The sequence below is a fragment of the Pseudomonas sp. PMCC200344 genome (genome assembly GCF_030053095.1).
GTDB classification, from domain to species: Bacteria; Pseudomonadota; Gammaproteobacteria; order Pseudomonadales; family Pseudomonadaceae; genus Aquipseudomonas; species Aquipseudomonas svalbardensis.
Genome location: NZ_CP125618.1, coordinates 1579863 through 1600579, shown reverse-complemented (window position 1 = coordinate 1600579; position 20717 = coordinate 1579863). Strand labels below are relative to the sequence as shown.

Annotated in this window: 20 protein-coding genes and 1 tRNA gene; 12 read left to right on the top strand and 9 right to left on the bottom strand. The window is 59.1% G+C overall.

Translation table 11 applies throughout. The annotated features are described in order from the left end of the window. The first annotated feature begins 1 nt into the window (after nucleotide 1). The 8 genes from QFW87_RS07275 to QFW87_RS07240 all read left to right on the top strand — a co-directional run bounded on the left by QFW87_RS07275 (nucleotide 2) and on the right by QFW87_RS07240 (nucleotide 9154). Nucleotides 2-871 (top strand): glutathione S-transferase C-terminal domain-containing protein, encoded by an 870-nt coding sequence (locus QFW87_RS07275; protein WP_283183390.1) that lies wholly within the window; start codon nucleotides 2-4, stop codon nucleotides 869-871. A gap of 580 nt (nucleotides 872-1451) precedes the next feature. Then, nucleotides 1452-2060: a thermostable hemolysin gene (locus tag QFW87_RS07270; protein WP_283183389.1), complete on the top strand. Its 609-nt coding sequence runs from the start codon at nucleotides 1452-1454 to the stop codon at nucleotides 2058-2060. Beyond that, on the top strand, nucleotides 2057-3589 hold the full coding sequence (locus QFW87_RS07265; protein WP_283183388.1) for an AMP-binding protein: 1533 nt from the start codon (nucleotides 2057-2059) through the stop codon (nucleotides 3587-3589). The genes QFW87_RS07270 and QFW87_RS07265 overlap by 4 nt, the downstream gene beginning before the upstream one ends. 12 nt (nucleotides 3590-3601) lie before the next feature. After that, entirely contained in the window at nucleotides 3602-4471 is an 870-nt protein-coding gene (locus tag QFW87_RS07260) for a TauD/TfdA family dioxygenase (RefSeq protein ID WP_283183387.1), read from the top strand. An 8-nt stretch (nucleotides 4472-4479) separates the two neighbouring features. Beyond that, nucleotides 4480-5604 carry an aminotransferase class III-fold pyridoxal phosphate-dependent enzyme gene (locus tag QFW87_RS07255; protein WP_283183386.1) on the top strand — a complete coding sequence of 375 codons (1125 nt, stop codon included), beginning with the start codon at nucleotides 4480-4482 and terminating at the stop codon, nucleotides 5602-5604. Continuing rightward, nucleotides 5594-6922, top strand: coding sequence for an aminotransferase class III-fold pyridoxal phosphate-dependent enzyme (locus tag QFW87_RS07250; protein ID WP_283190149.1), 1329 nt, complete (start codon nucleotides 5594-5596; stop codon nucleotides 6920-6922). Before QFW87_RS07255 ends, QFW87_RS07250 begins: the two co-directional genes overlap by 11 nt. Beyond that, nucleotides 6919-8325 carry an amidase gene (locus tag QFW87_RS07245; protein ID WP_283190148.1) on the top strand — a complete coding sequence of 469 codons (1407 nt, stop codon included), beginning with the start codon at nucleotides 6919-6921 and terminating at the stop codon, nucleotides 8323-8325. Before QFW87_RS07250 ends, QFW87_RS07245 begins: the two co-directional genes overlap by 4 nt. Before the next feature lie 91 nt (nucleotides 8326-8416). Beyond that, nucleotides 8417-9154 (top strand): class I SAM-dependent methyltransferase, encoded by a 738-nt coding sequence (locus tag QFW87_RS07240; RefSeq protein ID WP_283183383.1) that lies wholly within the window; start codon nucleotides 8417-8419, stop codon nucleotides 9152-9154. 16 nt (nucleotides 9155-9170) lie between these two features. Here the strand turns inward: QFW87_RS07240 and QFW87_RS07235 are convergent, their stop codons facing one another. Next, nucleotides 9171-9785 (bottom strand): metalloregulator ArsR/SmtB family transcription factor, encoded by a 615-nt coding sequence (locus QFW87_RS07235; RefSeq protein ID WP_283183382.1) that lies wholly within the window; start codon nucleotides 9783-9785, stop codon nucleotides 9171-9173. Nucleotides 9786-9943: 158 nt separating this feature from the next. Between QFW87_RS07235 and QFW87_RS07230 the strand changes: the two genes are divergently transcribed. Then, on the top strand, nucleotides 9944-11362 hold the full coding sequence (locus QFW87_RS07230; protein ID WP_283183381.1) for an MFS transporter: 1419 nt from the start codon (nucleotides 9944-9946) through the stop codon (nucleotides 11360-11362). Nucleotides 11363-11369: 7 nt separating this feature from the next. Here the strand turns inward: QFW87_RS07230 and QFW87_RS07225 are convergent, their stop codons facing one another. The 6 genes from QFW87_RS07225 to dapA form a co-directional block, all read right to left on the bottom strand. Continuing rightward, nucleotides 11370-12320 carry an IS481 family transposase gene (locus QFW87_RS07225; RefSeq protein ID WP_283188538.1) on the bottom strand — a complete coding sequence of 317 codons (951 nt, stop codon included), beginning with the start codon at nucleotides 12318-12320 and terminating at the stop codon, nucleotides 11370-11372. 374 nt (nucleotides 12321-12694) lie between these two features. Beyond that, nucleotides 12695-12784: transfer RNA gene (locus QFW87_RS07220), tRNA-Ser, on the bottom strand. A gap of 83 nt (nucleotides 12785-12867) precedes the next feature. Continuing rightward, complete coding sequence (purC, locus tag QFW87_RS07215; RefSeq protein WP_008034929.1) at nucleotides 12868-13581, bottom strand: phosphoribosylaminoimidazolesuccinocarboxamide synthase; 714 nt, start codon at nucleotides 13579-13581, stop codon at nucleotides 12868-12870. A 28-nt stretch (nucleotides 13582-13609) separates the two neighbouring features. Next, nucleotides 13610-14368: an MBL fold metallo-hydrolase gene (locus QFW87_RS07210; RefSeq protein ID WP_008153089.1), complete on the bottom strand. Its 759-nt coding sequence runs from the start codon at nucleotides 14366-14368 to the stop codon at nucleotides 13610-13612. A 4-nt stretch (nucleotides 14369-14372) separates the two neighbouring features. Then, the gene (gene bamC, locus QFW87_RS07205) at nucleotides 14373-15488 is read right to left on the bottom strand and encodes an outer membrane protein assembly factor BamC (RefSeq protein WP_283190147.1); all 1116 of its coding nucleotides are present in this window, start codon (nucleotides 15486-15488) and stop codon (nucleotides 14373-14375) included. A gap of 17 nt (nucleotides 15489-15505) precedes the next feature. Continuing rightward, the gene (gene dapA, locus QFW87_RS07200; RefSeq protein ID WP_074874285.1) at nucleotides 15506-16384 is read right to left on the bottom strand and encodes a 4-hydroxy-tetrahydrodipicolinate synthase; all 879 of its coding nucleotides are present in this window, start codon (nucleotides 16382-16384) and stop codon (nucleotides 15506-15508) included. A gap of 328 nt (nucleotides 16385-16712) precedes the next feature. Here dapA and QFW87_RS07195 point away from each other — a divergent pair, with 328 nt between their 5' ends. Continuing rightward, nucleotides 16713-17273, top strand: a complete 561-nt coding sequence (locus QFW87_RS07195; RefSeq protein WP_008034925.1) for a glycine cleavage system protein R — start codon at nucleotides 16713-16715, stop codon at nucleotides 17271-17273. Between the two features lie 10 nt (nucleotides 17274-17283). Next, on the top strand, nucleotides 17284-17757 hold the full coding sequence (locus QFW87_RS07190; protein WP_008153083.1) for a peroxiredoxin: 474 nt from the start codon (nucleotides 17284-17286) through the stop codon (nucleotides 17755-17757). A 37-nt stretch (nucleotides 17758-17794) separates the two neighbouring features. Here QFW87_RS07190 and QFW87_RS07185 read toward each other — a convergent pair whose 3' ends face one another. Together QFW87_RS07185 and QFW87_RS07180 are read right to left on the bottom strand one after the other, a co-directional pair. Continuing rightward, nucleotides 17795-18865: an AI-2E family transporter gene (locus tag QFW87_RS07185; RefSeq protein WP_283183378.1), complete on the bottom strand. Its 1071-nt coding sequence runs from the start codon at nucleotides 18863-18865 to the stop codon at nucleotides 17795-17797. Between the two features lie 31 nt (nucleotides 18866-18896). Then, entirely contained in the window at nucleotides 18897-19136 is a 240-nt protein-coding gene (locus QFW87_RS07180) for a sulfurtransferase TusA family protein (RefSeq protein ID WP_007930235.1), read from the bottom strand. 98 nt (nucleotides 19137-19234) lie between these two features. Here QFW87_RS07180 and QFW87_RS07175 point away from each other — a divergent pair, with 98 nt between their 5' ends. Next, a complete protein-coding gene (locus tag QFW87_RS07175) occupies nucleotides 19235-20668 on the top strand; it encodes a M48 family metalloprotease (RefSeq protein WP_283190146.1) in 1434 nt (477 codons plus the stop codon). Nucleotides 20669-20717 lie beyond the last annotated feature (49 nt).

Below are 20717 nucleotides of genomic sequence, written 5' to 3'. Positions count from 1 at the left end.
CATGACCAAAGCGGTGAACAACACCCTCAACGATCAGCTGTTTCTCTCCGAGCTCGTGGCTGAAACCGACCGTTACCATCTGTACATCTCGCAGGCTTGCCCTTTTTCGCACCGTGCCTATCTGGTCCTGAGCGTACTGGGGCTTGAGGGTGTGCTGAACGTCTCGTCGGTTGCCGCACGCCGTCATGACCAGGGTTGGGAGTTCGACAACGTGGACCAGGACCCTCTGCACGGTGAAGTGTCCTTGCTCTCCACGCTGTATGAACATTCCCGACCCGGGTTCGCCGGTAATCAATCGGTGCCCGTGCTGTGGGACAAACACCAGGAGCGGATCGTCCATAACGACTCCGCAGACCTCGCCTGGCAGATGGCGACCCGATTGCTGCCGCTGGCGAAGACGCCCATCGAACTGGTGCCCGACGACCTGAGCGACAAAATCGCGAGCCTCAACGACTGGTTGCACACGCACGTCAATCGCATGGTTTACAACATGGGGTTTGCCAGCGACCAGCAGAGTTATAGCGAGGCGTTTACGGTGTTCTTCAACGCCATGGACGAACTGGAAACGCGTCTCGCTGATCAACGCTACCTGTTCGGCGACCGACTGACGTTATCCGACCTGTTCCTGTTACCCACGCTGATTCGTTTCGAGGCTGTGTATTGCCTGCATTTCAAGGCCAATCTGCGCCCGCTGCAAGACTACCCGGCACTGTACGACTACCTGTGCCGGTTGACCCAACGCGAAGACGTGCGGCGCACCATCGACATGGAACACATCAAACTGCATTACTACTACTCCCACAACCACATCAACCCGACACGAATCGTTCCCGACGGCCCACAACTGGCCTGGCTGGCACAATCCGCCTGATCGAATATGCATCCTCCGAGTCCGGGCCCCACCCGGACTCATCTCCTCCGACATCCCTCTCGCCTGTATTCTTTCTGTCATACAACTAGAACGAGACAATTAACGCACCGTTTTTATTTATTTTTTTGTCCGCCAAAAGATCACCCGGCATCGGCTTCATGACTCACATGAAGATTCTGAATAGGTACTGGTTAATTAATTCACTTTAAACAATCAAGCCACTTATGAGAAAAATCGAACCCACGCAGAACGCTGTCTAATTACGTCATCGCAGGATTTGCTATTCACTGACATACCAAATACGCCCCCCCACCGTTCCCGACCAGAGAGCCCTACACACATCGGTGTGGCTATAGCTGTGGACACGAGTGGGAGTCTAAAAACAACAGACATCCAATGGTGAACGAACACAGCCGAGGAACACGGCCCAACAGTTGATAAAACCAAGCTGTTACAGGGGGCATGAAAGAGCGCCTGTTGCCGTAAATAACAACAAGATCAACTAGCACACATGTACCAGAACAACCAAGCGATTCAACAATCTCTCTATCGACTCCGCAGAAAAGAACGGAAAACTTGCATGCGCATTCAAGTAGCCAAACGCAATACCCAACTCTGGAAGTCCGCCGTTGAATTTGTAAAACGTCGGTACATGAAATCCTTTAATGCCATCATCGAGCCATCTCCCGAGTACTTTTTAATCGTTTTACAAAACAATGACTCCATTCAGTCTTGTGCAGGTTTTAGTTTTGCCAAGTCAGGCCCTCTGTTGTCCGAGTGCTATCTGGACTCAACGTGCGAGGAGACACTGTCCAGCATCACCAACACCCGGATCGAACGCGACTGCATCGTCGAAGTCGGCAGTACCGCGTCGATCAATCCGGTTGCCGGCCAGACCTTGTTCAACATGCTCTCGGTGGTGACCTGGTGCATGGGCGCACGCTACCTGCTGTGCACCTGCACCCCCCACTTGATCAAAGTGATGGGCAACTGCAACGTCAGGGTCAACAAGATCTGCGATGCCGACCCGCAACGCATGACCTCCCAAGCGGAAGTCGAATGGGGCTCCTACTACGACCAGACGCCTATCACCGGTTACATCAAGCTGGGCGAGATGGAGCGTCACTACCACGAGACCGTCCTCAAGACCGTATTCCGACTCGACGTGCAGAGCGAGCAAGCAGCATGACGCATTTTGTCGAACGCTTGCTGGCCCAGGCCCAACGCACACCGGATGCCGTCTGCGTCGTCGACATTCCTTCGGCGCAAGGCACGGGCGGGCGCCGTCTGACCTACGCACAGGTGCTGGACCATGCCCGGCAGCTTGGGCAACACATGAACCGCCAGTTCCCCCACGAAAAGCGCACCATCGGCATCGTCATGCGCAACAGCAGCGACTGGGTCATTGCCGACTTCGCCTGTCTGCTCTTCGGCTTCACCTCCTTGCCGCTACCTTTGGGTTTCAGTAAGTACCAGGCCGAACACCTGGCCTTCGAATGTTCGGGCTTCCTGGTCGATGACAAAGGCCTGGAGACTCTGGAAAAGCGCTGGGAAATCGACCTCAACGCCAGCCGTCTGGTCCATGTACCCAGCGCACTTCAGACCCCGATTCCAGTGCCGGAGGGCCCAAGCTTCATCGACAACGCCGATGCTGAATGGATCTGCAAAGTCATCCACACCTCCGGCACCACCAGCAAGCCCAAAGGAGTGAAGCAAAGTCTGGACGGCCTGAGCGCCGTGCTGCAATCGCTACTCGGCGTGGTTCCGGCCGCCTTTCAGAAACGCTACCTGTCGGTGGTGCCGCTGAGCCTGTTGATCGAACAGGTCACGGCGGTCTACCTGCCGCTACTGTCCGGCGGCACGGTATATTTCCTGGACGAGCACACGCCGCTGATCGGCGAGGCTGGCTACACCACCTCGGCGATCCTTGCGCAACTGCTCAAAACCCGGGCGAGCGCGGTCACCGTACCGCCGATGATGCTCGACGTGTTCCTTGAAGTGGCCGAGCAAAACACCGACCCAGAGCTGCTGTCGTTGCTGCGCAACGAGTTGTACATCACCGCCGGTGGCGCTCCGATCAGCAGCGAAAAACTGCAACGCCTGAGCGCGCAGGGTATTGAGGTTCATCAGGGTTACGGGCTGAGCGAGAACGGTTCGGTGGTGAGCGTCAACACCCCTACCCACAGCAAGCTGGGCAGCGTTGGCAAACCCTTGCCTCACGTCCAGGTCCGGGTGACGGATCAGCAACGGGTAGAAATCAAAAGCACCTCAATGTTCCGGGGTTACTCCTGGGTCGATCCGAGTGCCTGTTCCTTCACCGAGGATGGCTGGCTACGCACAGGTGATATCGGCGAGCTCGATGACGAGGGCTTCCTGTTCATCACCGGACGCGAGAAAAACATCATCTGCCTGCCCAACGGCCGCAATGTGTCTCCGGAGCAAATCGAGCTGGAGTTCAAAGAGCAAACCGGCGTGAACGATGCGCTGATGTTCATGACCGCAGACGGTCAACTGGCGATCGTGCTCAGCGTCGGGCCGCAGTTCAACCACCCACAAACCCAGGACTGGGCGCAACAGCGCTTCTCGGAAGTCGAGCTGCCGCAGACCATCTGGCCACTGGCGTCGGACGCCCCGCAGTTGCAAAGCCTCTATACCCTCAACGGCCCGGCCCGTAGAGCCCACGCCACTGACCTGCATCGTCAGACATGTACTCACTAAAGGACTAGCGACATGACTCAATCTACTTATCAGGCGCGGGTCATCACCGATCGCGAGTATGCCTTGAGCACCGACACCGCGGCGGTTTTCGAAGAGCTCTCGAGCGCCGGCGTGATTATCTTCCGCAACTGCATCCAGTCTCTGGACGAGTTCGGTGCCTTCGTGAAAAAACACAGCTCGCGCCTTAGCCTGGACCCGGGCCGCGTGATCGCCAAAGGCGTCGCACAATTGGTGGACGCTGGAACCGATGCCGTAGGCCTGCACTGCGAAAACGGCAACGCGCCAATCTGGCCGGACCTGACATGGTTCTTCTGCGAAATCGCCCCCACCAAAGGTTCGCAAACCACCTTGTGCGATGGGGTGAAGGTCTACCAGGAACTCAGCGAAGAGGCCCGTCAGCGCTTCGAGAGCAGCCGTATCCGCTACCGCCGCACCGTGCCGGGCGAAAAGTGGCGCAAGATCGTCTGCTACTACAAACCGGAAATCCAGCAGCTGGAAGACGCCAGTTTCGAGCACCTGAGCGAGATCATCGGCCAGGACCCCAACACCCGGATGGAATACAACCCGGGCACCGATTGCGTGGCCTACGCCTACAGCGTCCCGGCGTGCCAAATCTCCAGTTTCTGTGAGCTCCCCGCTTTCGCCAACAGCATTCTCGGGCCGTCCTTCAACTACGAGAAACCGGTGATCGATTTCGAGAACGGCGAAGAGATTCCCTCCGAGCTGCTGGCGGAAATCACCGAAATCACCAAACGCAATACTCACACCGTGGGCTGGCAGGACCTGGACCTGGTGATGATCGACAACCGCCGGGTCATGCACGGCCGACAAGCGATCATCGATGACCAGCGTCGCATCTTCAATGCGCTGAGCTACCGGTAATGGCCGCCATGACGAATCACCCAGGTCAGACCTGGGCTGTCGAAGGCCAGTACGAAAGCTTCATCGACAACCACGGCCATCAACTGATTGACCTCAGTGGCGGGTTCGGCCTGCAAGTACCCGAGGTGGTGCAAGCCGTGAGTCGGCAGGTCGATAAAATCGGCCTGTCCAACCGTGTCCTGCTGTCCGCGCCGTTGATCGAGTTGTGCAAGCAACTCAGCGACTTCATGCCCGAAGGGCTGGAGAACTCGTATGTCTGCAACTCCGGCGACGAGGCGTTTGAAGGTGCGCTGAAACTCGCACGCTCGATCAACCCCCATCGGCGTACGGTGATCGCCGTGGGTGGCGTGGCGTACGGCTCGTTGTCTTATGGACGCTACCTGAGCGCCCCCGAGCATTACCCGGAGTCCGGGGGATTTCTGGGGATCAAGGTGGTGCATGTCGACTCGGCGCACGACCTGCCGGACATGGCGATCTGGCAGGACTGTTTTGCCCTGTGCTACGGCCCGTTGCGCACGGCCGCCAACGGACTGCTGGAAGCGGTTGACCCGATGCTGATCGCCAGTCTGGAACGGATCGCCAACAGCCAGCGAATAGCGACCCTGTTCAACGACGTCGACACCTGTCTGGGTAGCGTCGGGCATCTGCTGTCGCAGAGTCTGTCCGGTGCGCGCCCGGACATCGTTGTTCTGGGCAAAAGCCTGGGCGGCGGCTGCATCCCCATCGGCACCTACACCTGCAGCCATGCGCTGGCCTACAAGGCCTACGGCAAAGTCTCGCCTGCCAAACACGGGAGCACCACCGCCGGTAACCCGCCATCGTGTATCGCGGCACGGACCGCCCTGCGCTATGCGCAGGAAAAGCGGCTGGACCAGCGCAGTCTCGACAACGGCAAGGCGCTGGCCACAGAGCTGGCCGACTTCAGTGCACGGGCCATCGGCGGCATCGTCAAGGTACCGCTGGCCAGCACTGAGCAAGCCATTGAGGCGCAACGGGCGCTGTACGCCGCCGGTGTGCATATTCGTCGGCCAAGCGGGCGTGAACTGCTCTTGCGTTGCCCATTGGTCGCGCGCACGGAGCGCGTCGTCGACGCCGCACGCCTTATAAAAAGGACCTTGCAATATGCTGCTTAACAGCCTGGTGGATGACTGCTACAAACACTGGACGCCCTCGGCGGCCAAGCTTTATCGAATCGCTAATACCGGAATCGAACGCTCCGCCGAAGGTGCGATCGTCACCGACCATCGCGGCAAGCATTTCATCGATTGTGCGTGCAGCTATGGAATATTTCTGGTCGGCCACCAGAACCCTCTGGTCAAGTACTCCAGCCAGCGTCAGTTGAACCGGATGGCCTGGCAGCCCGAAGGGCTGACCCACGACTCGCAACACCAGTTGAGTGAGACCCTCAAGCGTCTGGCACCCGGCGAGTGGGGCGATGTGCGCTACACCATGACCGGTGCCGAAGCCATCGAGCAAACCTTGCGCTACGTGCTCAAACGGCAGTTGCCGCGCAAACGGATCGTGGTCATGCGCAATGCCTACCATGGCAAGACCCTGACCACGATGGCGATCCTCGGCCAGCAGTACCAGAGCAACCAGCATGGCCTGAACCGCCTGACGGTCGACTTCATTCCCTACGGAGACTTCGCCGCACTGGAACACGCCATCACCGATCAGGTGGCGGCGGTCTACATCGAGCCGATCCTCGGCGGCGCCTACCTGACCCTGCCCGAGGTCGGCTACAACACGCGGATCCGCGAATTGTGCAGCGCCCACGGCTGCCTGATGATCGCCGATGAAATCCAGACGGCGTTCGGTCGCTGCGGTAAATGGTTCGCCGTCGATTACGACAATGTGGTGCCCGACATCATGGTGCTTTCCAAGGGCTTGACCGGCGGCTACGCAGCCATCGCGGCGGTGATGTACAGCCGCGCCTTGATCGAACAGTTGCCACTCGACCCTCTTGAAGATCAAGTCTGCGGCCAGGGTGGCTTGCCTTATGCCTGTGAAACGGCCCTGGCCGCAATCCATGCGATTGAAGACGGCCAACTGATCGAAAAATCCCGGCCTGCCAGCACACAGCTGTGCCGGGGATTGCAGCTACTGGCCGAAGCCTACCCGCAGATCATCAGCGACGCGCCAGCGATTGGCCTGATGACCGGTTTGCGCCTCAAGGGCGCGGTGTGGGAAAGCTTGATCGGCATGGAACTGACCAAACGCGGGGTTCACGCCGGGCACTCGTTGAACGAAAAAGCCTCGGCTCCGGTGTTGCGTTTCTATCCACCGCTGACCATCAGCACCGGGGAAATCAGCCAGGTCCTCAAGGCCCTGGAAGAATCGCTCGAAGCCGTTGCCAGCAAGCCGCGCTGGATGCTCAAACTGATGACTCCGATCATCCGTAACCTCTACCGCCTCCCTTACGCCATGACCCCACGGAGCGCAGACCAATGATTCGCGTAGACGATCTCTCCCTGGTTGAAATGGCCTCGCTGATCCGTCATTCAACCCTGACCAGCGAAGCCATCACCCGCCACTACTTGCAGGCCTTGAAAGAACGCAACCCTGCTGTCAACGCGGTGATCCAGAAGTACACCGACGAAGCGATCCTTGCGCAGGCCCGCGAGGCCGACGCCGCGGTTTCCCGGGGTCAGTCTCTGGGGCCGCTGCACGGTGTGCCGATCACCATCAAGGACGTGTTGCATGTCGAAGGTTATCGGCTGTCGCGCGGGCTCACCGAGTTTCTCGGTGACGCCAGTCAGAAAGATGCCACTGCCGTTGCCCGCCTGCGTGCTGCGGGAGCAATCATCATCGGGCTGACCAACGTACCCGAACTGTGCATGGCCTTTGAAACCGACAATTTCGTCTATGGCCTGACCCGCAATCCCCACAACCTGAACCGTTCCGCCGGCGGCAGCAGCGGTGGCGAAGGCGCCGCTATTGCCGCCGGAATTTCCCCGGCGGGCCTGGCGTCGGATGCCAGCGGCAGCGTGCGGGTTCCGGCGCACTTCAACGGGGTCTGCGGCTTCAAACTGACGCAAGGCCGAGTGCCGTTGACCGGACAGTTTCCACGAGAGCGCTCCGGGCTCTTTCACCACACCTCCAGCTTCGGAGTGATGGGTCGTTATGTCGCAGACGTCGAAGTCATGGGCCGACTCATCACCGGGCCCGACGGTCATGACCCGGACACCGTCGACGTGCCCTGGCAAGGACTGGATAAACCGCTGGATCAGCTGCGGGTGGCATTCCTGTATGAAACCTCACGGGTTTCACCGTCGCCCGCCGTCGCCCGCACGCTGGATACGGTACGCGAGCTGACCGGCAAGATAGTCGCCAGCATCAGCGACGAACAGCCGCCGATGCTCGAAGAATCTTGCGATGTGCTGTGGCGTCTGTTCATCACTGGCGGCGATTCGGCCAGGGGCTGGAAACAGTTGTTCAGCGACATTGGCAAGAAGTCCTTCACCCCGGCCCTCAACACTCTGGTGGCCATGAGCGAGGAAGTCGAATGCAGCATCGACCAGGTGAAGCTCGACTGGAACAACCTTGATCGCATGCGCTACCAGCTGGCGGCGTTCTTCAGAACTCATGACCTGCTGATCACGCCGGTCCACCCCACGGTCGCGTTCGAGCATGGCCACTCCCTGAACGATCGTCACCAATATGGCTACGTGTTCCCGTTCAGCCTGTCCGGGTCACCGGTGCTGGTCATTCGGGCCGGGGTCGATGAAGCCAGCGGTTTGCCGATCGGTATCCAGATCGTCGCCCCGCACTGGCAGGAGGCGCGGCTGATCGAGTTCGGCAAGCGCCTGGAGGCCGCCTTGCCAAAATGGCAGGCGGTGATTCCCGCTCAGTAACCCTCCCCCCGCTGCAACCGTTGCCCATCGTTATCTCGGCAGCGGTTGCCGGACTTTGCTGTATCTCCCTACTTCCCAGGACATCCGCACCATGAACAACTACGTGGCAATCTACGACGGTATCGGCGAAAAGTTTGACCAGGCCATCAGCAAGGCCAGCGAGCGAGAGGTGGAGGTCAACACCTTCTTCCACATGCTCGGCGATGTGAACAACAAGCGAGTGCTCGACCTGGCCTGCGGCCATGGGTTCTTCGCCCGACAAATGATCGAACGCGGGGCTGATGAAGTGGTGGGTGTCGACATCTCAAGCGAGATGATCAAGCTTGCGATCAAGGACAGCCTGGACGTGCCGAACCTGCAGTACCACGTGCATGACGTGGCGCTGATGCCTCACTTGGGCAGCTTCGATCTGGTCAGTGCCGTCTGGCTGCTGTGCTACGCCGACAGCGAGGAAACCCTGGTGCAGATGCTGGTCAACATCCACGACAGCCTGCTGCCTGGCGGTCGGTTGATTGCCTACACCTCTAACCCGGACTTCCGCCTGGGGATCTGCAACTTCACCCGCTACGGCCTGACCATCCTCAGTGAAGAGCCCATAGAGGGCGGCTTCTCCTGTGATGCGCAGTTCGTCATCGAGCCACCGGTGCCCTTCCACTTTTATCGCCTCAGCCGTGAGGTCTACGAGCGCGCCATCCGACGAGCCGGTTTTAGTCACTTCGAATGGGTCGTCCCGATGATCCCGCAAAAGCATCTGGACGAATTTGGCGAAGCATACTGGTACGACTTTCAACGCAATTGCGATCAGGTGGGGCTGGTGTGCCAGAAATGAGCGTCCGGTGGGTTCTTCAGACCGGGGTAATGCGATAAGCGCAACGGCGGGCATTCATCAGAATGTGCTCCACGCGCTCAACCCTGGCTTGCAGAACCTGCTCGAACACATTCAGTTCGGCACGGCAGAAACCCTGACACGCGGCCGCCGCCGCGCAGATCGGACAATGGTTCTCGATCAACACGAAGGCCCCGTCCGGTTGCTCGCTCCACTCGGCCATATAGCCTTCACGGGCACGCAGGGCCGCAAGGCGTTTGACCCGTTCCTGAAGGGTCTCGGCACCGGCCAGTTCTTGCAGGTACAAGGTACGACTCTGCTGCTCGCGAACATCGATCAGACGATCGATGGCCTCGGGGCCGAAGGTCTCGCGCACGGTCTGCAAGAGCTGCACGGCCAGTTCCGAATGGGTATCGGGAAACCGCGCATGGCCAGCAGCTGTCAGATGCCAGACCTGCGACGGGCGTCCGACGCCCCGGACCTCGGACTGAGCGTGCACCAGGCCGCTGGCGGCCAGCTTGACGAACTGCTGGCGCGCCGCTTCCCCCGTGGTACCCAGCGCGCGTCCGGCATCGGCCGCCAATTGCGGGCCAAGGGTCTTGAGCATGTAAAGCAGTCGGTCGGCTGGCGACATCAAGACTTCATCCTGTTTTTCCAAGTATTTTCTTGACAAATAACGGCCCCCGCAGCTTCAATATTTAAAGAATTTACTTGGTAAATCTAACCCAAGCCTTGAAATCAGGCAATTGACTCTCGCAATCCGTCGGGTCGCGAGTCACAGCAGGAGGTTGTATGTCTACGGAAGAAAGCAGCTGGAGCGATTTACTCTCCGGAAAAAACGCCGCGCGATCCATCGCACTGTCAGGAGGCGTTGCGCTGCATGCGATCAATATTTACATCGCCACGACCATCCTGCCCTCCGTGGTCAAGGAAATCGGCGGGCTCGACCTGTACGCCTGGAACACCACACTTTTCGTCGTCGCATCCATCCTGGGCTCCGCGCTCACGGCCAAAGTCCTGCAACGCACAGGGCCACGCGTTTCCTATGCGATAGCCGCGTTACTTTTCCTCATCGGCAGCCTCATCTGCGCACTGGCACCGAGTATGCCGGTGATGCTGGTCGGTCGCTCGGTTCAAGGCCTGGGCGGTGGTTTGATGTTCGCCCTGTGCTACTCGATGATTCAGTTGGTGTTCGAAGAGCGTCTCTGGCCTCGAGCCATGGCTCTGGTCTCGGGTATGTGGGGGATCGCCACGCTGATCGGCCCGGCCATCGGCGGCATTTTTGCTGAAATGGATGCCTGGCGCGCCGCCTTTGGCTCGTTGGTCCCTGTGACGTTGGCGTACATCCTGCTGACCAGCAACGTGTTGCCAAAACGTGACATGAACCAACCTCCCGTGGGCCGCTTGCCCTTGCTGCAACTGTTTCTGCTGGCCGCGGCAGTGCTATCGGTATGCGCCGGCAGCGCCTCGTCGCTTCCAACCTGGAACCTGCTTGGCATAGGCCTCTGCCTGCTGCTGGTATTTTTCCTGGTTCGTCATGAATCCAGCACCCTGACGCGACTGCTGCCCAAGGACGCCTTGCGGCTCAATACCCCACTCTGTGCGCTGTACGCGACCATGGGACTGTTGGTGATCGGCATGACCAGCGAGATCTTCGTACCGTACTTCCTGCAAACCCTGCACGGGCAAACACCGCTGATTTCCGGCTACCTGGCGGCCCTCATGGCCGCTGGCTGGACGTTGTCTGAAGTGATGAGCTCCGGCTGGCGCGAGCGTGGCGTGCGCCGCGCAATCATCAGCGGCCCGGTGTTTGTACTGGTCGGACTGATCATCCTCGCCGTCGCCACACCGTTCAACAGTGGCGGAGACTGGGCGCTGCTCGCCCCAATCTGCATTGCCCTGACCTTGGTGGGATTCGGCATCGGCATCGGCTGGCCACACCTGCTGACCCGGGTCCTGCAAGTGGCCTCGGCCGAAGACCAGGACTCAGCCGCATCCTCCATCACCACCGTACAACTGTTCGCCACCGCGCTGGGCGCCGCACTGGCCGGCATGATCGCCAACATGGCCGGGCTCAACGACCCTTCCAACGCCGAAGGCACCGCCAACGCCGCGCGCTGGCTGTTTGCGCTGTTCACCATTGCGCCGATTCTGGCGTTGGTGACCGCAGTCCGTTCGACGCGCATTCGGCCAGACCTCGCAGCGGCCTGAAGCGGCTCTAGCTGTGTAAACCCACCACGTTGTTCACGGATGCTATTCGGCTAATCGGTGGCAAATAACTCAGGCTGGCATGCGGGCGATGCCAGTTGTACTCGTGCAGCCACGATGTCAGGTAGGTCGCACGTTGATCTGAGCTTTCGTAACTTCTGGCATAGGCCCATTCGCGCAGAGCGGTTTGGATAAACCGCTCTGCCTTGCCGTTCGTGCGCGGCGTGTAAGGTTTGGTATAGATGTGTTTAAGCCCTAGCCGCTGGCATAGACGCTTGAAGCGTCCGGACTTGTAGCAAGGGCCGTTATCGGTCATCACCCGCTCAAAGCAAACGCCAAGGCTTGCGTAGTAGCGCAGGGCCCGAATCAGTGCGAGGCTGGCGCTGCGTCCACTTTGGTCTGGGTACAAGCCGCTGTGTGCCACTCGACTGTTATCGTCGATGGCAACATGGGCGTATTCCCAACCGACATGGTAAGAGCGGCCCTTTAGGCGGTCTCGCGTCACTCGATGACCTGGTTTGTTAAAGCGCCCCAGCTTCTTGATGTCCAGGTGAAGCAGGCCTCCGGGCTGAGAGTATTCGTAGCGAATCACCGGCGGTGGCGGTTCTAGGTATGCCAAGCGGTTGAGGCCGTTACGGCTCAATAACCTGCCTACAGTGCTGTGTCCCACCTTCAAGTCCTGGCTGATCTGGCGATAGGTTTTTCGCTGGCGACGTAGCTCAAGCACTTGTTCCTGGCACTTCTCTGGAAGCGTGTGCGGACAAAACTTGGGGCGGGACGAACGATCCTGCAGTCCTTCCTTGCCTTCAACTCGATAGCGATTAAGCCACTTGTAGGCAGTGCGAACACTGACTCCTTGGGACTGAGCTACCTCAACAGGTCTTAGGCCTTCCTCAAGGATTCGTTGAACAAGAAGGGCTCGACCGGAAACGGTTAATCGGGCATTTTTATGAGTGTTCACTCGGGGCCTCCGGATGCTTGGTTTGGTTCGCACCTCCAATTTCCCGGAAAAGCCCCGAGTGAACAACCTACAGAGAGATCACAGCTAGCGACAATAAAAAACGGTGTTGACCGCAATGCTGTTCACTTAAGCCGGAGACCGGAGCTTTTTGATTTCAAGCTCTACGGTGAAAAACCCAGTAAAACGCCGCTTTCTCATGTCGAGAAAAGCGGCGTTTTTCCTTATTTGCCATCGGTGCGGCAGGACGACGATAGCGCGCTGACTGACCACAGCTGTAGCACCCAGAGAGCTAGGCCGCGCAAGGGAACAAATGGGGGAACAGAAACAGCAGAACGCAAAAAGGCCCCATAAAATGGGGCCTTTAAGTATAGATATGGCGGAGAGATAGGGATTCGAACCCTAGGTACCGGTGAAGGTACAACGGATTTCGAATCCGTCCCATTCGGCCACTCTGGCATCTCTCCAACGGCGCGCATCATAACAACACTTTTGCCGGAAGCGAACCCCCTAAGCGAAATTTTTCCGTGCTATCAGATGCTTGCGTCGATTAAAGCGGTACGCCCAGACGATTGGCAACTTCTTCGTAGGCTTCGATGACGTCACCGAGGCCCTGACGGAAGCGGTCCTTGTCCATTTTCTTGCCGGTCGCCTTGTCCCACAGGCGGCAGCCGTCCGGGCTGAATTCGTCGCCCAGGACGATGGAGCCGTCGGAGAACACGCCGAATTCGAGTTTGAAGTCGACCAGCAGCAGGCCAGCGTCGTCGAACAGTTTGCTCAGGACTTCGTTGACCTTGAGTGACAGTTCTTTCATGCGAACCAGTTGCTCGGCGGTGCCCCAACCGAAGGCCACAACGTGGGATTCGTTGATGAACGGGTCGCCCTTGGCGTCGTCCTTCAGGAACAGTTCGAAGGTGTAAGGGTTGAGCTTCATGCCCTCTTCGACGCCCAGGCGCTTGACCAGGCTGCCGGCGGCGTAGTTACGCACGACGCACTCGACCGGGATCATGTCGAGCTTCTTCACCAGGCATTCATTGTCGCCCAGCAGTTTGTCGAATTGGGTCGGCACGCCGGCTGCTTCGAGTTTCTGCATGATGAAGGCGTTGAACTTGTTGTTCACCATGCCTTTGCGGTCGAGCTGCTCGATGCGCTTGCCGTCGAACGCCGAAGTGTCGTTGCGAAACAGCAGGATCAAGCGGTCAGCGTCGTCGGTCTTGAAAACCGATTTGGCTTTGCCGCGGTAGAGTTCTTCACGTTTTTCCATGATGGGCTCCGCTTGCTAAGTAGGTGGGCTAGGCGATGTGTCGCCAGTCGAGCCCTGAATCTTGATCGGCCAGTTGCAGCCAGTCCGGGTCGCACCCGAGAGTGTCGACAAAACATTGCCGGGCCAGCTGCGGCAGGTTGTTCTTACTGCTCAGATGGGCCAGGACCAGGTGTTGCAGGCCTTGCCAGCCCAACTCGGACACCAGGAATGCCGCCTGATGGTTGTTCAAATGCCCCAGTTCACCGCCTACCCGTTGCTTGAGAAAGTACGGGTAGTGACCGCGAGCCAGCATGTCACGGCAATGGTTGGACTCGATCATCAACGCATCGAGGTCCCGATAGCCGTCCAGCACCTTGTTGCAATACGAGCCCAGGTCGGTCAACAGGCCGAAACGCCGCTCACCGTCACTGAAGACGTATTGCGTCGGCTCCTGTGCATCATGGGCCACGGCAATGACGCCGATGCTCAGTGCGCCGATCTGCAGTTGCTCGCCGCCGGCCAGAAGGCCAGCCGGTTCAATTGGTTTGCGCATCCCGCGCAGGGTACCGCGACTGAGGTAGACAGGCAGATTGTAGCGCCGAGACAGTAAACCCACGCCATGCACGTGGTCGGCATGTTCGTGGGTCACGAGTATCGCGCTCAGCTGCGCAGGGTTCACACCCAGGCGCAGCAGGCGTTTTTCGGTTTCCCGCAGGGAGAAACCACAATCCACCAGCACATACGTGTCAGCGCTGGCTATCAGCGTGCCGTTCCCTTGGCTACCGCTGCCGAGAACGGCAAAACGCATGTGATCAGCCCAGATTGTCCTGAATCACGCTCAATACCTTGCGCGCCACTTCTGCCGGCGCCACGGTGTTGATGTTTTTCTCGACGGTGACCTGGACGTTGTCGCCAACCTTGCTCAGGCGAACCTGATAACGCTCGGCACGGGCTTCAACTTCTTCCTTGTCCGGCTTGCTGCCGAACAGACCACTGAAGAAACCTGGCTTCTCGTCCTTCTTCTCGGCTTTTTCGGCCAGGTTGATGTAGTACAGACCCAGGCTGCGGTTGATGTCTTCAACGCGCCATTCGCCCTGTTCCAACGCACGACCGACGCTCGACCAGGCACGATCAAGGTCGGTGCCGACGTTCAGGACTGGGTTACCGCTGCCGTCTTCGCTCAGGCTGACACGACTTGGTGTATCGGAATCACGCGAAGCCAGCATGGAGACCGAACCGCCCTTCTCCGAGGTGCGGCTCATGCTCGCGAGCATGTCGTCGACCAGTGCCGCGTCCAGGCCAGTGTTGACCGAACGGTTGGTGAAGGCCACGTCGGAGGTGCTACCGGCAGGACGCTCGGCGCTGACCACGTAGATTTCACTGGTGTTGCGCTGCACGCCTGGCTCGATGCGGACCCGCACGCGGGTTTCGCTGTCGGCGCCGACACCGGCTGCGCTCAGGCGCTTGGCCATCGCGGCGGACAGTTCGTCGGAATGCTGCCAAGTGGTGGTGAATTCGCCGGTTTGCGGACGCTGTTCGTCCAGACGGAAACCGTTGTCCTGGAAGAACTGCACAGCCACTGGCCAGGCTTCGGCCGGCGGGTTCTGAGCGACGATCCAACGCGAATCACCGGTCTTTTGCAGGGAGTAGGCGCTGGCGTCAGCCCCTGCCGACAACGGCTGCGGACGAGGCACGATGTACTCGCCCTTGACGCTGTCATCGGCCACGTTGCGCGGGATCGGCAACAGCGGATCCAGACGTTTGGCGGTGCTGACATCCGACGGCAATTGCATGGGTGCAGTCTGTTGCGCTTCCAGGTAATCGCTACCGCGGTCACGGAAATAACCTTCCGGGCCCCAGACCCATCCGCAGCCACTGGTGCTGGAGATGATCAAGGCAAGTGCGGAAAGTCCGGCCAATCGCTTCATGCGTAGTACTTCCTCAATTAAACCAGGACGCCGCACTGGCGCAGGGCCGTGCGAAGCGTTTCATGACAAGGTGCGCTCAGCCAGGTCAGCGGCAGGCGAATGCCTTCGTGCATCAGGCCCATTTCGACCAAAGCCCACTTCACCGGAATCGGGTTGGCTTCGATGAACAGATCCTTGTGCAGCGGCATCAATTTTTCGTTGATTGCCCGTGCAGTCTCGGCGTCGCCCTTGAGCGCGGCCTCGCACAGGTCAGCCATTTCGCGCGGGGCGACATTGGCGGTGACGGAGATGTTGCCCTTGCCGCCCATCAGGATCAGCTCGACAGCGGTCGGATCATCGCCGGACAGCACGATGAAGTCCTTGCTCACGCCATCAAGGATTGCCTTGGCACGCTTCATGTCGCCGGTGGCTTCCTTGATACCGATGATGTTCGGCACAGTGGACAGGCGAATCACGGTCTCGGCCTGCATGTCGCAGGAGGTGCGGCCAGGAACGTTGTAGAGGATCTGTGGAATGTCGACCGCTTCAGCAATGTGCTTGAAGTGCAGGTACAACCCTTCCTGAGTCGGCTTGTTGTAGTACGGAACGACCAGCAGACAGGCGTCGGCTCCGGCCTCTTTGGCGTTGCGGGTCAGTTCTACGGCTTCGCGGGTCGAGTTGGCGCCGGTACCGGCAATGACCGGAATACGGCCATTGACCTGCTTGACCACGGCTTTGATGACGGCGATATGCTCGTCTACATCGAGGGTTGCCGACTCGCCGGTAGTACCGACCGCGACAATGGCATGGGTGCCGTTTTCAAGGTGGAAGTCCACCAGTTTGCTCAGGCTGTCCCAGTCGAGACGACCTTGTGCATCCATGGGTGTGACCAGTGCCACCATACTGCCCGCAATCATGCAACCGCTCCTGCCGGAAAAAGAGAGCGGTAATGGTACTGGCGCCAAGATGCTTGTACAAGCGAAGTACTGCGCTGCTGCCATTCCCCTTGGCGCTGCTTTTCGCTACCCTTCAGACTTTGATCGGTACTGATAAGCTCGTACGCCGGGTTCCAGCCTCCATTTTCGGCATCACAAGCCCCGATCCAGCGTTGCCACCCCTCGCTCTTGCCACTCTGGAGCACGTTGCAACCTTGCGGCTCGGGTTTTTTGAATTCGCATCCGCAGGCTCGCTCCCGGTAAAAAAGCCCGTAGAAGTATCGACCGCTCATCGCTTTAGGAATGCTGCATGTCCACCCCCACAGTTCGCGAACAATTCCTTGTCATCAGTGCCCTCGGCGCCAACCCCATGGAGCTGACTAACGTCCTGTGCCGCGCCAGCCATGAAAACCGCTGCGCCGTGGTCACCTCTCGCCTGACGCGTCATGGCGAGTGCAGCGCGTTGATCCTCGAGATCTCCGGCAGCTGGGACGCCCTGGCGCGCCTCGAAGGCAGCCTGCCGAGCCTCGCCAAGAAGCACGCCTTTACGGTCAATGTGGTGCGCAGCGCGGCGCTGGAGAATCGTCCTCAGGCACTGCCATACGTCGCTTATGTCAGCTCGGCTTATCGCTCTGACATCATTAACGAGCTGTGCCAGTTCTTCATGGACCACAACGTCGAACTGGAAAACCTGACCTGCGACACCTATCAGGCTCCGCAAACCGGCGGCACCATGCTCAATGCCACGTTTACCGTGACCTTGCCGGCCGGTGTGCAGATCAGTTGGCTGCGCGATCAGTTCCTGGATTTCGCCGACGCGCTGAACCTGGATGCCCTGATCGAACCGTGGCGCCCACAAAACCCAATGTAAGGAAGTTTTCATGGCCGTTGCCATCGACCAACCGGTTGCCGACTTCGAAGCACCCGCCACCAGCGGGCAGACCGTCAACCTCGCGAGCCTCAAAGGCAAGCAGGTGGTGATTTACTTCTATCCGAAGGACAGCACGCCAGGCTGCACCACTCAGGGTCAGGGCTTTCGTGACCAGCTTGACGCCTTTAAAGCCGCCAATACCGAAGTCTTTGGCGTGTCCCGCGACAGCCTTAAATCACACGAAAACTTCAAGGCCAAGCAGGCGTTCACCTTCGAGTTGATCAGCGACAAGGAAGAAGCGCTCTGCCAGCAGTTCGACGTGATCAAGCTGAAAAAGCTCTACGGCAAGGAATATATGGGCGTTGATCGCAGCACGTTCCTGATCGACAAGGACGGCGTGCTGCGTCAGGAATGGCGCGGAGTGAAGGTGCCGGGCCATGTGGATGCGGTATTGGCTGCAGCTCAGGCGCTGAACAAGGCCTGATCGTTGACTTCTGTGGGGGCCAGCTCCCACAGACGCTTCACAACAGCGGTGCCACCACCGGCTCTTTGCGCGGCCAGGCGTCCAGCACAGCCTTGAACAGGGTTGCTAGCGGAATCGCAAAGAACACCCCCCAAAAGCCCCACAGCCCGCCAAACAACAATACCGCGCAGATGATCGCCACCGGATGCAGATTGACCGCTTCCGAGAACAACAGCGGCACCAGCACGTTGCCGTCCAGCGTCTGGATGATCCCGTAGACCGCCATCAAATAGATGAACTGATCGCTCCAGCCCCACTGGAACAGCGCAATCAGCATGACCGGCACGGTCACCACCACGGCGCCGACGTAAGGCACCACCACCGACACGCCCACCAGCAATGCCAGCAGCGCCGCGTAGTTGAGGCCCAGAACAACGAAACCGATGTAGGTCACGCCACCGCAAATGAAAATCTCGATGACTTTGCCGCGAATGTAATTGGCGATCTGCCGGTTCATCTCATGAGCGACGCGGGTGATCAGCGCCCGCTCACGGGGCAAGTAATCCCGCACCCACTGACCGATCATCTCCCGATCCTTGAGAAAGAAAAACACCAGGATCGGCACCAGCACCAGGTAGATCATGATGTTCACCAGCAACGGCAGACTCGACAGCGAGAACGTCAGCGCCCACTGACCGAACTTGCCAATCTCGCCCCGCGCCACTTCGATGGCCTGCAGCACCTGCTCATCGGATACCAGATGCGGGTAGCGCTCGGGCAGCAGCAATAACAGCGACTGCCATTTGGCGAGCATGCCGGGCAACTCGTTGAACAGCGTAATCAACTGATGCCAGAGCAACGGCACCACAACCACGATGAACACCAGCAATAGCCCCATGAACAACGCAAAGACCAACCCCACCGCCACCCCGCCCGGCATGCGCAGGCGTTCGAGAGTGACGACCAACCCCTGCATCAGATACGCCAGCACCATCCCGGCCAGCACCGGTGCGAGCATGCCGCCCAGCGTGAGCACGGCGGTAAACGCCAGAAACAGCAGGACCGCCAGCACCACGGCTTCTTCATCGGAGAAGTAGCGCTGAATCCAGTCGCGTAACACTTTGAACATCAATAATCCTTAGCAACGAACGCAGCAGAATTCAGGCTTTTTTCAACCAGTAGCGGTAAACACCCGCTTCATCTTCTTCACGAAGCAGCGTATGACCGGCCAATCGGGCAAAGGTGCGGAAATCGCGCTGTGAGCCCGCATCGGTGGCAATTACCTTCAGCACTGCGCCGCTGGCCAGTCGATTGAGTTCCATCTTGGCCTTGAGCAACGGCAAGGGGCAGTTCAGGCCGCTGGCGTCGAGCTCGGCGTCATGGGCTACAGCGTCGGTCATTGCATCACTCCGGGGTCAGGTGGTCGAGCGGCTAGAATATCTGGTCCGAAGCGTAGTGTCCGGCTACAGTAAGGTCTTTGTCGACTAAGGCTTTGTGCATGACTTTTTTGCGCCCTACCCTGCTGACGCTCGCTTGCCTGCTCGCCTCACCGGGCTTCGCCGACGACCTGCCGTCACTCGGCGACGCCAGTTCTGCCATCGTCTCGCCGCAACAGGAACATCAGTTGGGCCGTGCCTGGCTGGCGCTGTTGCGCAGTCAGGTTTCGCAGCTCAACGATCCACAGCTCAAGGACTACGTCGAATCCAGCGTCTACAGGCTGGTAGAGACCAGCCAGGTCAATGACCGGCGCCTGGAATTCATCCTGATCAACAGCCCGCAACTCAACGCCTTCGCGGCACCGGGCGGCATTGTCGGGGTCAACGGCGGCTTGTTCCTCAATGCCCAGACCGAAGGTGAATACGCCTCGGTACTCGCTCACGAATTGGCTCACTTGTCGCAGCGCCATTTCGCCCGTGGCGTCGAAGCCCAACAGCGCATGCAGGTGCCGATGATGGCCGCGCTGCTGGCCGGGATCGTGATTGCCGCAGCTGGCGCCGGCGATGCCGGGATCGCGGCCATTGCGGGTACACAGGCGGCGGCCATTCAGGAACAGCGGCGTTTCTCTCGCCAGAACGAACAGGAAGCTGACCGCATCGGCATCCTCAATCTGGAAAAGGCCGGTTACGACCCGCGCTCAATGCCGACCATGTTCGAGCGATTGGCTCGCCAGTACCGCTTTGATGCCAAGCCACCGGAATTTCTGCTGACTCACCCGGTGACCGAGTCGCGGATCGCTGACACGCGCAACCGCGCCGAACAGGCAAAACCTGGCGGCATCGAAGACTCTATGCGTTATCAGCTGATTCGTGCACGGGTCCAGTTGATCTATGAAGAAACTCCAGGCTTGGGCGCCAAACGTTTTCGCGCCCAGCTTGATGAAAACCCGAAAAACGATGTCGCTCGCTATGGCCTGGCCATCGCCCAGATCAAGGGCGGCCAGCTGAATGAAGCACGGGAAAACCTTAAGTTGCTGCTGGCCAAGTCGCCGAACGAGATCATCTACAACCTGGCGCAGGTCGATCTGGACATCACCAACAATCGTCTGCCGGACGCCCAGTCCCGGGTTGACCGAATGTTGACTCAGTATCCCGGCAACTATCCGCTGAATTCGGTGCGTGTTGACCTGCTGCTCAAGCAGAACCGTGCGCCCGACGCGGAAAAAGCACTGGAGAATCTGCTCAAGAGCCGTCCGGACGATCCGGACGTCTGGTACATGGTGGCCGAGACTCGTGGTCTGTCAGGCAACATCATCGGCCTGCATCAGGCCCGAGCCGAGTATTTCGCCCTGGTCGGGGATTACCGTCAGGCCATTCAGCAACTGGATTTCGCCAAGCGCAAGGCAGGTACTAATTTCCCGCTGTCGTCGCGGATCGACGCACGGCAACGTGAGCTGATGGAACAGGAGCGCATGATCAAGGACATGATGGGCTGACGCTTGTCAGAGAAAAATTGCAGACATAAAAAAACCGCCTCTTTCGAGG

Bases quoted from the DNA above. Each gene is read 5' to 3' on its own strand.
- QFW87_RS07185 (WP_283183378.1), bottom strand. From the start codon at position 18,865: ATGTTCAAAGTGTTACGCGACTGGATTCAGCGCTACTTCTCCGATGAA.
- QFW87_RS07265 (WP_283183388.1), top strand. From the start codon at position 2,057: ATGACGCATTTTGTCGAACGCTTGCTGGCCCAGGCCCAACGCACACCG.
- QFW87_RS07260 (WP_283183387.1), top strand. From the start codon at position 3,602: ATGACTCAATCTACTTATCAGGCGCGGGTCATCACCGATCGCGAGTAT.
- QFW87_RS07175 (WP_283190146.1), top strand. From the start codon at position 19,235: ATGACTTTTTTGCGCCCTACCCTGCTGACGCTCGCTTGCCTGCTCGCC.
- QFW87_RS07210 (WP_008153089.1), bottom strand. From the start codon at position 14,368: ATGCGTTTTGCCGTTCTCGGCAGCGGTAGCCAAGGGAACGGCACGCTG.
- QFW87_RS07190 (WP_008153083.1), top strand. From the start codon at position 17,284: ATGGCCGTTGCCATCGACCAACCGGTTGCCGACTTCGAAGCACCCGCC.
- QFW87_RS07195 (WP_008034925.1), top strand. From the start codon at position 16,713: ATGTCCACCCCCACAGTTCGCGAACAATTCCTTGTCATCAGTGCCCTC.
- dapA (WP_074874285.1), bottom strand. From the start codon at position 16,384: ATGATTGCGGGCAGTATGGTGGCACTGGTCACACCCATGGATGCACAA.
- QFW87_RS07270 (WP_283183389.1), top strand. From the start codon at position 1,452: ATGCGCATTCAAGTAGCCAAACGCAATACCCAACTCTGGAAGTCCGCC.
- QFW87_RS07275 (WP_283183390.1), top strand. From the start codon at position 2: ATGACCAAAGCGGTGAACAACACCCTCAACGATCAGCTGTTTCTCTCC.
- QFW87_RS07180 (WP_007930235.1), bottom strand. From the start codon at position 19,136: ATGACCGACGCTGTAGCCCATGACGCCGAGCTCGACGCCAGCGGCCTG.
- QFW87_RS07230 (WP_283183381.1), top strand. From the start codon at position 9,944: ATGTCTACGGAAGAAAGCAGCTGGAGCGATTTACTCTCCGGAAAAAAC.
- QFW87_RS07255 (WP_283183386.1), top strand. From the start codon at position 4,480: ATGACGAATCACCCAGGTCAGACCTGGGCTGTCGAAGGCCAGTACGAA.
- QFW87_RS07240 (WP_283183383.1), top strand. From the start codon at position 8,417: ATGAACAACTACGTGGCAATCTACGACGGTATCGGCGAAAAGTTTGAC.
- QFW87_RS07245 (WP_283190148.1), top strand. From the start codon at position 6,919: ATGATTCGCGTAGACGATCTCTCCCTGGTTGAAATGGCCTCGCTGATC.
- purC (WP_008034929.1), bottom strand. From the start codon at position 13,581: ATGGAAAAACGTGAAGAACTCTACCGCGGCAAAGCCAAATCGGTTTTC.
- bamC (WP_283190147.1), bottom strand. From the start codon at position 15,488: ATGAAGCGATTGGCCGGACTTTCCGCACTTGCCTTGATCATCTCCAGC.
- QFW87_RS07250 (WP_283190149.1), top strand. From the start codon at position 5,594: ATGCTGCTTAACAGCCTGGTGGATGACTGCTACAAACACTGGACGCCC.
- QFW87_RS07235 (WP_283183382.1), bottom strand. From the start codon at position 9,785: ATGTCGCCAGCCGACCGACTGCTTTACATGCTCAAGACCCTTGGCCCG.